Origin of the sequence: Pseudomonas sp. LBUM920 (assembly GCF_003852315.1) — a bacterium.
Lineage (GTDB): Bacteria > Pseudomonadota > Gammaproteobacteria > Pseudomonadales > Pseudomonadaceae > Aquipseudomonas.
Genome location: NZ_CP027762.1, coordinates 4,568,425 through 4,582,087, shown reverse-complemented (window position 1 = coordinate 4,582,087; position 13,663 = coordinate 4,568,425). Strand labels below are relative to the sequence as shown.

Below are 13,663 nucleotides of genomic sequence, written 5' to 3'. Positions count from 1 at the left end.
GACGCTCAACGGCGTCGCGGCCTTTTTTGCTCAGATTACTCAGGCCGAATGGTAGGTCGGCAGGGCAAAGCGATTCTGGCTTTGCAGCATCGAGATCTGTGGCAGTTCGCTGGCTTGTTCGGCCAGGTCACGGCGAATGGCGCTGATGACCCAGGTCAGCTGGTCAGCGGTGTGCAGTTGTTGGTACGAAATCGAACGCTTGACCTGTTTGCCTTCGCTGTTGCGCAGGGTCAACAGGATCCCGCCGTCTGGGCGTGGCTGAGTGGTGACGTCGTATTGGGAGAATACAGAAGCGAATTTATCTTGGATCAGGCTCATGTCTATCAGCTCCGTTGGCTCAAGTTGGCAAGCATGGAGTGATAGGTGCAGTGATTGTGCCAGTATTGAGTTGTCTAAAAAATCGTTATAAATCAGGCATTTAAAATTTTTCATATTTTTCACTTTCGTGCAATTTGCATGAAAGGCCATCGTGCATCCTGCATTTTGCGCTATCGAGGCCGGGCATTTCGCTCCCTCGGTACAGTTAATGACCGCGTCGGCGCCGCGCAATTCCCTTTTTGATGCTGGGCGGCATGGGATACAAAACTTTTCAAATCCCACATGTACAGCCGAAGAATGGCAGGCGTATTTTCCTGCAAGGCATCCGTCCTCTTCCTACAGGGCCGATGCGGTGTCTGGATCATACGAAGAATAAGAAAAAGGATGTTCCGCCATGAGCCATCCGCACGACGACATGATCACTTGGGGCAAGCTACTGCGTAAGGTGCCGGCGATAGTTCGGGCCCTGCCACGCGTGGTGCGCGGCATGCGCGCCGCGAACGTCACCGATCCCAGCCAGCCCTGCGGCCTGGGGTGGCAATTCGAACAGGCCACCTCTCGTAATCCAGATGGCGCGGCGCTGTTATATGGCGACAGTGTGCTCAGCTACGCTCAAGCCAACCAGCGTGCCAACCGCATCGCCCATCACCTGCACCAGCAGGGTATCGGCAAGGGGGATGTGGTCGCGTTATTCATCGAAAACCGCCCTGAACTGCTGTTGAGCGTGCTGGCCGTGGCCAAGCTGGGTGGTATCTGTGCAATGCTCAATACGTCGCAAACCCAGGCGGCGCTGGTGCACAGCCTGAATCTGGTGAGTCCGGTGGCAATCGTGGTGGGCGCAGAGTTGGTAGCGGCCTACACGACCGTGCGTGAGCACGTGACAATCGCGGCGCACAGGACCTGGTTTGTCGCCGATCAGCAGTCAAGCACGCTGCCGGAAGGCTATACCGACCTGATGGCCGCCAGTGCCGACGGCTCGGTGGACAACCCCGCCAGTACCGGACAAGTGTTCTTCAACGACCCCTGCTTCTATATCTACACCTCCGGCACCACCGGCTTGCCCAAGGCCGGCATCATGAAGCACGGGCGCTGGACCAAAACCGCCGTCAGCTTCGGCAGCATTGCGCTGGACATGGGCCCGGATGACGTCCTCTATTGCACGTTGCCGCTGTACCACGCCACCGGCCTGTGCGTGTGCTGGGGCTCGGCGATTGTCGGGGCTTCGGGCTTTGCCATCCGGCGTAAATTCAGCGCCAGCCAGTTCTGGGACGATGCGCGCAAATTCAACGCAACCACCCTGGGCTATGTCGGCGAGTTGTGCCGCTACCTGCTCGATCAGCCCGCCAGCGCTCAGGATCTCGATAACCGCGTGACCAAGATGGTCGGTAATGGCCTGCGTCCCGGCGTGTGGGCGCAGTTCAAGCAACGTTATGGCGTTGAGCATATCTGCGAACTGTATGCCGCCAGTGACGGCAACATCGGGTTCACCAACGTACTGAATTTCGACAACACCATCGGCTTTTGCCTGCAGCATTGGGCACTGGTGGACTACAACAACGACAGCGGTGAACCGGTGCGCGGCAGCGACGGTTTCATGCGCAAGGTGCAAACAGGCGGGCAGGGGTTGTTACTGGCCAGGATCGATGAAAAGTCACCGTTCGACGGCTACACCGACCCGGAAAAGAACCGCAAAGTGGTGCTGACCGACGTGTTCGAAAAGGGCGACCGCTATTTCAATACCGGCGACTTGTTGCGCAGCATCGGCTTCGGCCATGCGCAATTTGTCGATCGCCTGGGCGATACCTATCGCTGGAAGGGCGAAAACGTGTCAACCACCGAAGTGGAGAACGTGCTGCTGCAACATCCGCAGATTGCCGAAGTGGTGGCCTACGGTGTCGAGATCGAAAACACCAACGGCCGCGCTGGCATGGTCGCCATCACCCCAAGTGAATCCCTGGCCTCGCTGGACATGCGTGAATTGCTGCAATTCGCTCATGGCCAGTTGCCGCATTACGCGGTGCCGTTGTTCCTGCGGATCAAGGTGAAGATGGAAACCACCGGCACCTTCAAGTATCAGAAAGTGCGCCTCAAGGAGGAGGCCTTCGACCCGGGCAAGGCCGGCAATGACCCGGTGTATGCCTGGCTGCCGGGGTCGGATTGCTACGTGCCGGTCACCGGCCACTTGTTGGCGCAGATCCAGGGCGGACATTTTCGCTATTAAAAGCAGCGCTATTGATTCTGCCTATGACCGCTTTCGGCAAAAAAGCCATGACAGTGGGGAACTCCATCGCGACACTGGGCGCCTATAAAGCAACCAGACAAGGAGCCCCACATGTCAGACCAGCCTAAACAAATGACCGAAGACGAAGCCGCTGAATTTGCCGAGCAGGTCTTCGACGTGGCCCGCAAAGGCGATGCCGCCATGCTCGCCGCGCTGCTGGCCAAAGGCTTGCCGCCTAACTTGCGCAATCACAATGGCGACACCTTGCTCATGCTCGCGGCCTATCACGGTCACGCCGATGCAGTAAAAGTGCTGCTGGAATTCAAGGCTGACCCGCTGATCGCCAACGACAAGAACCAGCTGCCGATGGCCGGTGCGGCGTTCAAGGGCAACCTCCCCGTGGTCAAGGCGCTGATCGACGGCGGCGCGCCGGTGGACGGCGCCTCCTCGGACGGCCGCACGGCGTTGATGATGGCCGCGATGTTCAACCGTGTCGAAATGCTCGACTACCTGCTCGGCCAGGGTGCCAACCCCAAAGCCACCGATGCCCAGGGTGCGACCGCACTGGCGGCGGCGCACACCATGGGCGCGGCGGATACGGCGGCGCAGTTGCAAAAACTGGTGTAGGCTACGCGCCCTCAAAAACCAGCTCGCCACAGGACTTTCCCATGCGCACCGCCCTCGTCGAACTCATCAGCAAAATCAGCGCCGGCGTCATGGGCGAGGACGAAGTGGCACGCATCGCCGAGGAAGCGGCCCAGGCCTACGCAAACCCGGCTGCTTTTCTGGCGGCCAACCCGGATATCAACTACGACGACACTTTCCCTATTCCTCTGGGTGAGTGGGTCGTGGTCGGTAGCCTGCCGGACACGGTGCTGTTTCAAGCCGACACCTACGGCGACCTGTTTGCACAGATCGTCGCGTCGTTCGGCCCGGGCGTGGCGTTCACGCTCAAGCCCAAGCAGTTGGCCAAGACTGAAGACCTGACCGCGCTGAACCGCATCCAGATCCAGATGAGCGCGCTGAGCCCGCAAGACGGTGGCTATGTGCTGCTCAACTTCAGTCAGTTGCTGGATGACGAGATTCAGGCGGTGCTGGTCTACGGCAACGACCTGCCGCGCGTGCTGGAACTGTGCGCTGAAGTCGGCATCAAGGCCGAGCCGTCCTTGGAAGCCCTGCGCGTTGCCGTCCACGTCTGAAATAAAACGGAACCCCTGCCAGGGCTGACTATCCTACAAGTGCATGCCCTCACTTAGGAGCGACACCATGGGTTCCACCTTTAATGGCTTGATTGGCCTGATCATCCTGGCGCTGGATATCTGGGCGATCATCAACGTGTTCAAAAGCGGCGCCAGCACCGGTGCCAAAGTGCTGTGGATTTTGCTGATCCTGTTGCTGCCTGTCTTGGGCCTGATCATCTGGGCAATCGCCGGGCCGCGCGGTAACGTGCGGATCTGACGACGCCTGGGCTCGCTCTAATCCTGAGTGGGCACGCTAAATGTGGGAGCGGGCTTGCCCGCGATAACGGTTTATCAGCCACAGTTGTGCGGGCTGACACATCGCTATCGCGGGCAAGCCCGCTCCCACATTCGTTTCCAGGGTATTTAGCGTTTTGTGTGTCGAAAGTATTCGCTGCACGAAATTTTCACATCTTTTCCAAGACAATTCGCCGGCTTTATCACGCTGCCAAGGCTCTATCTCGAGTGCCGTTAAAGGTACAAGCGCGGCGCACGTTCAGTAATTAATAGCGTTGATGCCATTGATCGGGCACCATTTGCGCCACCGCGTTAACCGCCTACCCCAGCCAGCCTGGGCGAGGGACGGACGCCACTGCATTTTTTCGCAACTTAAACTTCCAATGGGTCCTGAAACGACATGGCAAACCCGGACGCCCTGAGTCAGCAGCGAGCTTCAAATCGCCTGCTGCAACCGACCGTCAAATCCCATCTGGCGTACACGCTGCTCTGCGCATTGGTCATGATGGTGATGTTCTCCCTGCTGCGCCTGGCGCTGCTGGTCTACAACCGCGAGATGATCCTCGACACGCCGGCCTCGACGTTCCTGGAAGCGTTCGCCAACGGGCTGCGTTTTGACATACGCCTGGTGATGTACGTGCTGGTCCCGCTGCTGCTGGCCTTGTTCAGCGTACGGGCGATGGCGGCACGCGGGTTCTTCCGTTTGTGGCTGACCGTCGCGTCCAGCATTGCCCTGTTCCTGGGCCTGATGGAAATGGACTTCTACCGCGAATTCCACCAGCGCCTCAACGGCCTGGTCTTCCAGTATGTAAAGGAAGACCCGAAAACCGTGATGAGCATGCTCTGGTACGGTTTCCCGGTTGTGCGTTACCTGCTGGCCTGGGCCGTGGGCACGCTGATCCTGAGCATGGCCTTCAAAGGTGCCGACCGTGCAACGCGCCCCCGCGGCCCGTTCAGCGGCGGCAGCATCGGTACCCGCCAAGTGGCGCCGTGGTACAGCCGCATCGCCGTGTTTGTGGTCTGCCTGTTGATCGCCGTGGTCGCCATCCGCGGCACCTTGCGCCAGGGCCCGCCGCTGCGTTGGGGTGATGTCTACACCACCGAATCGAACTTCGCCAACCAGTTGGGCCTCAACGGCACGCTGTCGCTGATCGCTGCAGCCAAGGCGCGCTTCTCCGAGGAACGCTCCAACATCTGGAAGGCCACCCTGGACCAGCCGCTGGCCACCCAGACCGTGCGTGACATGTTGGTGCTGCCGCAAGAGAAACTGGTGGATACCGACACCGCCGCCGTGCGCCGTGACTACACGCCACCGGCCGAGAAGACCCTGCCGATCAAGAACGTCGTGGTCATCCTGATGGAAAGCTTCGCCGGTCACTCGGTGGGCGCCCTGGGCCGCCCGGGCAATATCACGCCGTACTTCGACAAGTTGTCCAAGGAAGGCTTGCTGTTCGACCGCTTCTTCTCCAACGGCACGCACACCCACCAGGGCATGTTCGCGACCATGGCATGCTTCCCGAACCTGCCAGGCTTCGAATACCTGATGCAGACCCCGGAAGGCAGCCACAAGCTGTCGGGCCTGCCGCAGTTGCTCAGCGCGCGCAAGTTTGACGACGTGTATGTCTACAACGGCGATTTCGCCTGGGACAACCAGTCGGGCTTCTTCAGCAACCAGGGCATGACCAACTTCATCGGGCGTAATGACTTCGTCAACCCGGTGTTCTCCGACCCGACGTGGGGCGTGTCCGACCAGGACATGTTCAACCGTGGCCTGGAAGAGTTGAAAGCCCGCGAAGGCGGCAAGCCGTTCTACGCACTGCTGCAAACCCTGTCCAACCACACGCCGTACGCGTTGCCGACGCCATTGCCGGTCGAGAAAGTCACCGACCGTGGCAGCCTCAACGAGCATTTGACGGCCATGCGTTACTCCGACTGGGCCTTGGGCCAGTTCTTTGAAAAGGCCCGTAAAGAGCCGTACTTCAAGGAAACCCTGTTCGTGATTGTGGGCGACCATGGTTTTGGCAACGAGCAGCAGATCACCGAAATGGACCTGGGCCGCTTCAACGTGCCGATGCTGATGATTGCGCCGGGCATGCAGGAGAAGTTCGGCGAGCGTGACCACACCGTGGGCACTCAGATCGACATCGTGCCGACCATCATGGGCCGCCTCGGTGGCGACACCCTGCACCAGTGCTGGGGCCGTGACCTGCTGAACCTGCCGGAAGGCGACAAGGGCTTTGGCGTGATCAAGCCTTCGGGTAGCGATCAGACGGTGGCGCTGGTTACCGCAGACCGCATTCTGGTACTGCCCAAGGAGATGCCACCCAAGCTGTGGGAATATGAACTGGGCGCGAACCCGACCGGTAAAGTGATTCCCGAGTCACCGGACGAGGCGGCGCTGAAGCAGAAACTCGAGTCGTTCCTGCAGACGGCCACCAAGAGCCTGTTGGATAACACTGCCGGCGTGATTGACGGCAAACCGGATTAATTAACCGGGCATAAAAAAAGAGGCCTCAATGAGGCCTCTTTTTTTGTGCGGAATTTATATCCGACCGAGCAGCAACAGTACCACCAGCACTACCAGGACAACGCCCAGGATACCCGACGGGCCATAGCCCCAGTTACGCGAGTGCGGGAACACCGGCAGGCCGCCGACCAACAGCAGGATCAAGATAATGATCAGAATGAGGCTCATGGTTTTTTTCCTTATAGGGCCTTCTGAAAAGACCGGTTATTAACGACAGGCCCGTGGGTTTAAGTACGGACGCCTTAATAACTCCGACTCTGTCACTTCGAAGAAAATTCCCTGCTTTTTTAAAGCATTTTGCAAAGTTGCTTATTTCTTTTAATGCGTTCGCAATTACGTGCGCTTAGTTGAAAATTATTGAACTTACGCTATAAGCCATCCTCGCACCGGGCCTCAGGTTTTCCCGAGGTATTCATCAATTGGATGGTGCGTGGGTGTCGGAAAAACCTTCGCTACACTGCCGATCACTTCCTACGTGAACCACAAGGCTTATTTCCTATGCAAAATCGCATGATGATCACCGGCGCCGGGTCCGGCCTGGGCCGCGAAATCGCGCTGCGCTGGGCCCGTGAGGGTTGGCAGTTGGCCTTGTCGGATGTCAGCGAGCCGGGCCTGCAGGAAACGCTCAAACTGGTGCGCGAGGCGGGTGGCGATGGGTTTGTGCAGCGCTGCGATGTGCGTGATTACAGCCAGCTCACCGCCTTTGCACAGGCGTGCGAGGTGAAATTGGGCGGTATCGATGTGATCGTCAACAACGCCGGCGTAGCGTCGGGAGGCTTCTTTGCCGAGTTGTCGCTGGAAGATTGGGACTGGCAGATCGCGATTAACCTGATGGGCGTGGTCAAGGGCTGCAAGGCGTTCCTGCCGTTGTTGGAGAAGAGCAGGGGCCGCATCATCAATATTGCCTCGATGGCGGCATTGATGCAGGGGCCGGCCATGAGTAATTACAATGTGGCCAAGGCTGGGGTGGTGGCGTTGTCGGAGAGCTTGCTGGTCGAGCTCAAACATCAGGAAATTGGCGTGCACGTGGTGTGCCCGTCGTTTTTCCAGACCAACTTGCTGGATTCGTTTCGCGGGCCGACCCCGGCGATGAAGGCGCAGGTGGGCAAGTTGCTGGAGAGTTCGCCCATTTCGGCGGCTGACATTGCCGACTATATCTACCAGCGTGTGGCACAGGGCGAATTCATGATTTTGCCCCACGAGCAGGGGCGCATGGCCTGGGCGTTGAAGCAGAAAAATCCGCAGGTGCTGTATGACGAGATGACCAGCATGGCAGACAAGATGCGGGCCAAGGCTCAGGCAGTTAAAGCCTGAAGTGTTGGGCGTGTACCTAGGCGTTATGCCGGTAGCGGCGCCGCTGGATGGCGCTTCACCCGGCGTCAACCCGGTAACGGATAGGTACCCGGCCAGCCCGATGCAGCTGATGTCTGTCAGGCAAATTACCAGCCCGCGTAGGCCTCGCCTGATTTAGTGGCAAGCCATTGTCGCCCCCCCTCCGAGCGCGCATGGTCAAGGTCCTGTCACTCCAAAAGGACAACCGCCATGCTGGTCTTAAGCCGCGCCGTAGGCGAAATCATTTCCATCGGCGATGACATCGCCTTGCATATCCTCGAGCTGAACGGAACCCAGGTGAAATTCGGCATCCAGGCACCGGTAGGGGTCAATGTGCACCGCGCCGAGGTGTATCAGAAAATCCTCGAGCGCCAAGTCACGCAACCTGAAACCAACCCCTAGAGCTTTCTCAATCGAACAGATGCTTGGGCACATCGTGCTTGAGCATCAACTGGCATTGCTCGCTTTCAGGGTCGAACACAATCAGCGCCTGCCCTTTGGTCAGCGCCTGGCGCACGCGCAGCACGCGGGTCTCCAAGGGCGTTTCATCGCCATTATCAGTGCCATCGCGGGTGACGAAGTCTTCGATGAGCCGGGTCAGGGTGTCGACTTCAAGTGCGTCGTAGGGAATCAGCATAAAAGCCTCAGAGGTGGAATCCCGGCGATGCTACTGCGCCGGGACCCGTCTTGCCAGTATCAGGTTGCCAGCCTCAGGACTTCTGTCCTACCAGACTGTCCACCGAGGGCACTCGCGTATCGCTCTCCATCTGCGTTTCGTGCTCGATCTGATGACTGAAGCGGTCCAGCGAACCCTGCGCCGGTTGCGCATCGCTGGCAAAGACCGGCGGGCTGAGGATGTACGCGCTCAGCAGGCGACTCAATGCCGCCAGGCTGTCGATGTGCGTGCGCTCGTAGCCGTGGGTTGCATCGCAACCGAACGCCAGCAGCGCGGTGCGAATGTCGTGCCCGGCGGTGACCGCCGAATGCGCGTCGCTGAAGTAATAGCGGAACAGGTCGCGACGCACGGGCAGGTCGTTGTCCGAGGCCAGGCGCAACAAATGCCGGGACAGGTGATAGTCGTACGGCCCGCCGGAATCCTGCATCGCCACACTCACTGCGTGTTCGCTCGAATGCTGACCGGGCGCGACCGGAGCGATGTCGATGCCGACAAATTCACTCACGTCCCAAGGCAATGCCGCGGCGGCGCCGCTGCCGGTTTCTTCGGTGATGGTAAACAGTGGGTGACAGTCGATCAGCAACGGTTCGCCGCTGTCGATGATCGCCTTGAGCGCGGCGAGCAGTGCAGCCACGCCGGCTTTATCGTCCAGATGGCGCGCGCTGATGTGGCCGCTGTCGGTGAACTCGGGCAGCGGGTCAAACGCCACGTAGTCACCAATACTGATGCCCAGCGAATCGCAGTCGGCGCGGGTGGCACAGTAGGCGTCCAGGCGCAGTTCGACATGGTCCCAGCTCACCGGCATTTCATCCACGGCGGTGTTGAAGGCATGCCCTGAGGCCATCAGCGGCAGCACACTGCCACGGATCACGCCGTTGTCGGTGAACAGGCTGACGCGACTGCCTTCGGCAAAACGGCTGGACCAGCAACCGACGGGCGCCAGGGTCAGGCGGCCGTTGTCCTTGATCGCACGCACGGCGGCGCCGATGGTGTCCAAGTGGGCCGAGACGGCACGGTCGGGGCTGTTTTTCTGGCCCTTGAGGGTGGCGCGAATCGTGCCGCGCCGGGTCATCTCAAAGGGGATCCCCAGTTCTTCCAGGCGCTCAGCGACGTAGCGCACGATGGTGTCGGTGAAGCCGGTAGGGCTGGGAATGGCGAGCATTTCCAGCAGCACCTTCTGCAGGTAGGTGAGATCCGGTTCTGGGATGGTTCGGCTCATAAAGACTCCTGATGAATGGGGGCGAGCGGATTTGTGTGGCGAGCGGGCCTGTTGTGGCGGACGGCTCGTGGCGGCAAGCGGGCCTGTCGTGTGGCGGGCGGGCTTGATGTGGCGAAAGGGCTTGCCCCGCGTTGGGCTGCGAAGCGGCCCCCAAAACCTGCCAACGCGTTATGGCTGAAAGACTGGGGTGCCAGGGTCAGGGCCGCTTCGCGCCCCAACGCGGGGCAAGCCCGCTCGCCACATCAAGCCCGCTCGCCACATCAATCCCACTCGCCACGACAAGCCTGCTCGCCACAGCAGGCCCGCTCGCCACAACAAGCGGGCTTGCCCTACGAGATCTGCTCGCCACAGGTTATTGGGCGGTCGGCTGACTGTGCGGAAACAGCAAATCCACAAACTTCTCCGCCGTCGGTTGCGGCTCATGGTTGGCCAGCCCGGCCCGTTCGTTGGCTTCGATAAACACATACTCGGGTTGATCGGCGGCAGGCACCATCAGGTCCAGGCCCACCATGGGAATGTCCAGCGCACGCGCCGCACGCACGGCAGCGTCCACCAATGTGGGGTGCAAAATCGCCGTGACGTCTTCCAGGCAGCCGCCGGTGTGCAGGTTGGCGGTGCGGCGCACGGCCAGGGTCTGGCCACGCGGCAGGATGCTGCTGTAGTCAAAACCGGCGGCGTGCAGGGTGCGTTGGGTTTCGGCGTCCAGCGGGATCTTGCTTTCACCGTCAGTGGCCGCTTGGCGACGACGGCTTTGGGCTTCGATCAAGGCGCCGATGGAGTGCTGGCCGTCGCCGGTCACCTCGGCAGGGCGCCGAATCGCAGCGGCAACCACTTCAAAACCGATCACCAGAATGCGCAGGTCGAGGCCTTCATGGAAGCTCTCGAGCAGCACGCGGCTGTCGAACTGGCGCGCTGTTTCAATGGCTTTCTGCACGTCCTCGATGGTCTGCAGATCCACCGCCACGCCCTGGCCTTGCTCGCCATCCAGCGGCTTGACCACGATGCGCTGATGTTCGTCGAGAAACTCCAGGTTGTCGTCGGCACTGCCCGCCAATTGCTGCGACGGCAGGTTCAAACCAGCGGCTTTGAGCACCTTGTGGGTCAGGCTCTTGTCCTGGCACAAGGTCATGCTGATGGCGCTGGTCAGGTCGCTCAACGATTCACGGCAACGCACGCGGCGCCCGCCATGGCTGAGGGTGAACAGGCCGGCATCGGCGTCATCCACGTGCACATCGATGCCGCGTCGGTGGGCTTCCTCGACAATGATGCGCGCATAGGGATTGAAGCCGGCCTGCGGGCCAGGGCCGAGAAACAGCGGCTGGTTGATGCCATTTTTACGCTTGATCGCAAAGGTGGTCAGCGCGCGAAAACCCAGCTTGGCGTAGAGGCTCTTGGCCTGACGGTTATCGTGCAGCACCGACAGGTCGAGATAGCTCAAGCCGCGGCTCATGAAGTGCTCCACCAAGTGGCGCACCAGCACTTCACCCACGCCAGGGCGCGTGCACTGCGGATCAACCGCCAGGCACCAGAGGCTGCAGCCGTTTTCCGGGTCGTGAAAGGCCTTCTGATGGTTCAGGCCCATCACGCTGCCGATCACCGCGCCGCTGTCTTCGTCTTCGGCCAGCCAATATACCGGGCCGCCTTGATGGCGCGGGGTCAGGCGTTCAGCGTCGACCGGCAACATGCCGCGCCCCTGGTAGAGCACGTTGACCGCCGCCCAATCGGCTTCGGTCTGTACCCGGCGAATCCGAAAACCGCGAAACACGCGGGTAGCGGGGCGATAGTCGCTGAACCACAGGCGCAGGGTGTCGGACGGGTCGAGGAACAGCTGCTGCGGATCGATCCCCAGAATCTGCTGGGGCGCTGCCACGTACAGGGCGATGTCACGCTCGCCAGGCTGTTCCTTGAGCAGTTCCTGGGCCAGGCTTGCCGGGTCCGGGAAGGTATGGCCGATCAACAACCGGCCCCACCCGCAATGCACGGCAATCGGTTCGGCGCCCAACGGGCTGCCATCTTCAGCCAGGCGGGCCTGCAGGCGCTCGTAGGTCGGCGCCTGGCCCTTCAGCAAGCGTTGGCTGTAAGCCGCTGCGAGAGGTTTCATCAATCAGATTCCTTGTTCGCTGAGCCACAGGTTCAGCGCCGCCAGTTGCCACAGCTTTGAACCGCGCAGCGGCGTCAGTTGACCTTGGGGGTCAGTCAGCAGGCGATCCAGCATGGCCGGGTTGAACAGGCCGCGATCCTGGCTTGGGTCCAGCAGCAGTTCACGCACCCAGTTCAGGGTGTCGCCCTGCAAGTGCTTGAGGCCCGGCACCGGGAAGTAGCCTTTTTTGCGGTCGATGACTTCACTCGGGATCACGCGGCGCGCGGCTTCTTTCAAGACTTGCTTGCCACCGTCGGGCAGTTTGAATTTGCCGGGCACACGGGCTGACAATTCGACAAGGCGGTAGTCCAGAAACGGCGTGCGTGCTTCCAGGCCCCAGGCCATGGTCATGTTGTCGACGCGTTTGACCGGGTCGTCCACCAGCATCACCGTACTGTCCAGGCGCAGCGCCTTGTCCACGGCGGCGTCGGCGCCCGGCATGGCGAAATGCTCGCGCACGAAGTCACCGGCAGCGTCGTTGGCGGTCAGCCATTTGGGGGCGACGGTGGCCGCGTAGTCGTCGTAGCTGCGGTCGAAAAAGGCATCGCGGTAGGCGGCATAGGGATCGCTGGCGCCATCCACTTGCGGGTACCAGTGGTAACCGGCGAAGAGCTCATCGGCGCCCTGGCCGCTTTGCACCACTTTGCAATGCTTGGCCACTTCCCGCGACAGCAGGTAGAAGGCGATGCAGTCGTGGCTGACCATCGGCTCGCTCATGGCACGGAACGCGGCGGGCAGTTGCTCGATGATCTCGCTTTCGGCGATGCGCAGTTGATGGTGACGGGTGCCGTAGTGCTTGGCGATCAGATCCGAATACTGGAATTCGTCGCCGCGCTCGCCGCCGGCGTCTTCAAAGCCGATGGAGAAGGTCGACAGGTCCTGCACGCCGACTTCACGCAGCAGGCCCACGAGCATGCTCGAATCGACACCGCCGGAGAGCAGCACGCCGACATCCACGGCGGCGCGTTGGCGAATGGCCACGGCTTCGCGGGTGCTGTCGAGCACGCGGTCGGTCCAGTCTTCCAGGGTCAGGTTTTTTTCATCGTCATGGGGACCGTAGGGCAGCGTCCACCAGGTTTTCTGTTCGATCTTGCCGTTGGCGTCGATGCGCATCCAGCTGGCCGGCGGCAGTTTTTCAATGCCTGCCAGCAACGTGCGCGGTGCCGGTACCACGGCGTGGAAGTTCAGGTAGTGATTCAGCGCGACCGGATCAAGTATCGGGTTGATGTCGCCGCCCTTGAGCAATGCCGGCAGTGCCGAGGCGAAGCGCAGGCGCTGGCCGGTGCGCGACAGGTACAAAGGCTTAACACCCAGACGGTCACGGGCGATGAACAGGCGCTGGGCGTCACGCTCCCAGATGGCAAACGCAAACATGCCATTGAGCTTGGGCAGCAGTGCTTCGCCCCACGCGTGGTAGCCCTTGAGCAGCACTTCGGTGTCACCACCGGAATAGAAGGCGTAGCCGAGTGCTTCCAGCTCTTCACGCAATTCCGGGAAGTTGTAGATCGCGCCATTGAAGGCCAGGGACAGCCCCAGTTGGGCGTCGACCATCGGTTGGGCCGAGCCGTCCGACAGGTCCATGATTTTCAGGCGTCGATGGCCCAGGGCAATCGGCCCTTGGGCGTGGAAGCCCCACGCGTCAGGACCGCGTGGTGCCAAATGATGGGTGATCCGCTCCACCGCTGCCAGGTCGGCAGGTTGGTGATCAAAACGTAACTCGCCAGCTAATCCGCACATATATTCCTTACCGGTTTT

The 13,663-nt window shown here is 60.7% G+C and carries 13 protein-coding genes; 7 read left to right on the top strand and 6 right to left on the bottom strand.

Annotated elements, in window-relative coordinates:
• Positions 1–39 precede the first annotated feature (39 nt).
• Positions 40–318, bottom strand: a complete 279-nt coding sequence (locus C4J83_RS21180) for a DUF3509 domain-containing protein (protein WP_016970113.1) — start codon at positions 316–318, stop codon at positions 40–42.
• Between the two features lie 394 nt (positions 319–712).
• Between C4J83_RS21180 and C4J83_RS21175 the strand changes: the two genes are divergently transcribed.
• From C4J83_RS21175 to C4J83_RS21155, 5 genes are all read left to right on the top strand, one after another.
• Positions 713–2,539, top strand: a complete 1,827-nt coding sequence (locus C4J83_RS21175) for a long-chain-acyl-CoA synthetase (protein ID WP_124418127.1) — start codon at positions 713–715, stop codon at positions 2,537–2,539.
• 111 nt (positions 2,540–2,650) lie between these two features.
• The gene (locus C4J83_RS21170; protein ID WP_124418126.1) at positions 2,651–3,166 is read left to right on the top strand and encodes an ankyrin repeat domain-containing protein; all 516 of its coding nucleotides are present in this window, start codon (positions 2,651–2,653) and stop codon (positions 3,164–3,166) included.
• Between the two features lie 41 nt (positions 3,167–3,207).
• Positions 3,208–3,738 (top strand): hypothetical protein, encoded by a 531-nt coding sequence (locus C4J83_RS21165; protein ID WP_124418125.1) that lies wholly within the window; start codon positions 3,208–3,210, stop codon positions 3,736–3,738.
• A 67-nt stretch (positions 3,739–3,805) separates the two neighbouring features.
• Positions 3,806–3,997 carry a PLDc N-terminal domain-containing protein gene (locus C4J83_RS21160; protein WP_003172956.1) on the top strand — a complete coding sequence of 64 codons (192 nt, stop codon included), beginning with the start codon at positions 3,806–3,808 and terminating at the stop codon, positions 3,995–3,997.
• A 417-nt stretch (positions 3,998–4,414) separates the two neighbouring features.
• Complete coding sequence (locus tag C4J83_RS21155) at positions 4,415–6,502, top strand: LTA synthase family protein (protein WP_106576543.1); 2,088 nt, start codon at positions 4,415–4,417, stop codon at positions 6,500–6,502.
• Between the two features lie 54 nt (positions 6,503–6,556).
• On the opposite strand, the gene C4J83_RS21150 is transcribed toward C4J83_RS21155, so the two are convergent.
• Positions 6,557–6,709 (bottom strand): DUF3309 family protein, encoded by a 153-nt coding sequence (locus C4J83_RS21150; RefSeq protein WP_003236711.1) that lies wholly within the window; start codon positions 6,707–6,709, stop codon positions 6,557–6,559.
• A gap of 330 nt (positions 6,710–7,039) precedes the next feature.
• On the opposite strand from C4J83_RS21150, the gene C4J83_RS21145 reads away from it, so the two are divergent.
• Positions 7,040–7,855 carry an SDR family oxidoreductase gene (locus C4J83_RS21145; protein WP_106576544.1) on the top strand — a complete coding sequence of 272 codons (816 nt, stop codon included), beginning with the start codon at positions 7,040–7,042 and terminating at the stop codon, positions 7,853–7,855.
• A gap of 228 nt (positions 7,856–8,083) precedes the next feature.
• Positions 8,084–8,275 carry a carbon storage regulator CsrA gene (gene csrA / locus C4J83_RS21140; RefSeq protein WP_124418124.1) on the top strand — a complete coding sequence of 64 codons (192 nt, stop codon included), beginning with the start codon at positions 8,084–8,086 and terminating at the stop codon, positions 8,273–8,275.
• 7 nt (positions 8,276–8,282) lie between these two features.
• On the opposite strand, the gene C4J83_RS21135 is transcribed toward csrA, so the two are convergent.
• The 4 genes from C4J83_RS21135 to C4J83_RS21115 form a co-directional block, all read right to left on the bottom strand.
• Positions 8,283–8,510 (bottom strand): YheU family protein, encoded by a 228-nt coding sequence (locus C4J83_RS21135; protein WP_064453367.1) that lies wholly within the window; start codon positions 8,508–8,510, stop codon positions 8,283–8,285.
• Positions 8,511–8,583: 73 nt separating this feature from the next.
• On the bottom strand, positions 8,584–9,768 hold the full coding sequence (locus C4J83_RS21130) for an osmoprotectant NAGGN system M42 family peptidase (RefSeq protein WP_106576546.1): 1,185 nt from the start codon (positions 9,766–9,768) through the stop codon (positions 8,584–8,586).
• A 352-nt stretch (positions 9,769–10,120) separates the two neighbouring features.
• Positions 10,121–11,869 (bottom strand): N-acetylglutaminylglutamine synthetase, encoded by a 1,749-nt coding sequence (gene ngg / locus C4J83_RS21120; protein ID WP_106576547.1) that lies wholly within the window; start codon positions 11,867–11,869, stop codon positions 10,121–10,123.
• Between the two features lie 3 nt (positions 11,870–11,872).
• Positions 11,873–13,645 carry an N-acetylglutaminylglutamine amidotransferase gene (locus tag C4J83_RS21115; RefSeq protein WP_124418123.1) on the bottom strand — a complete coding sequence of 591 codons (1,773 nt, stop codon included), beginning with the start codon at positions 13,643–13,645 and terminating at the stop codon, positions 11,873–11,875.
• Positions 13,646–13,663: the final 18 nt, after the last annotated feature.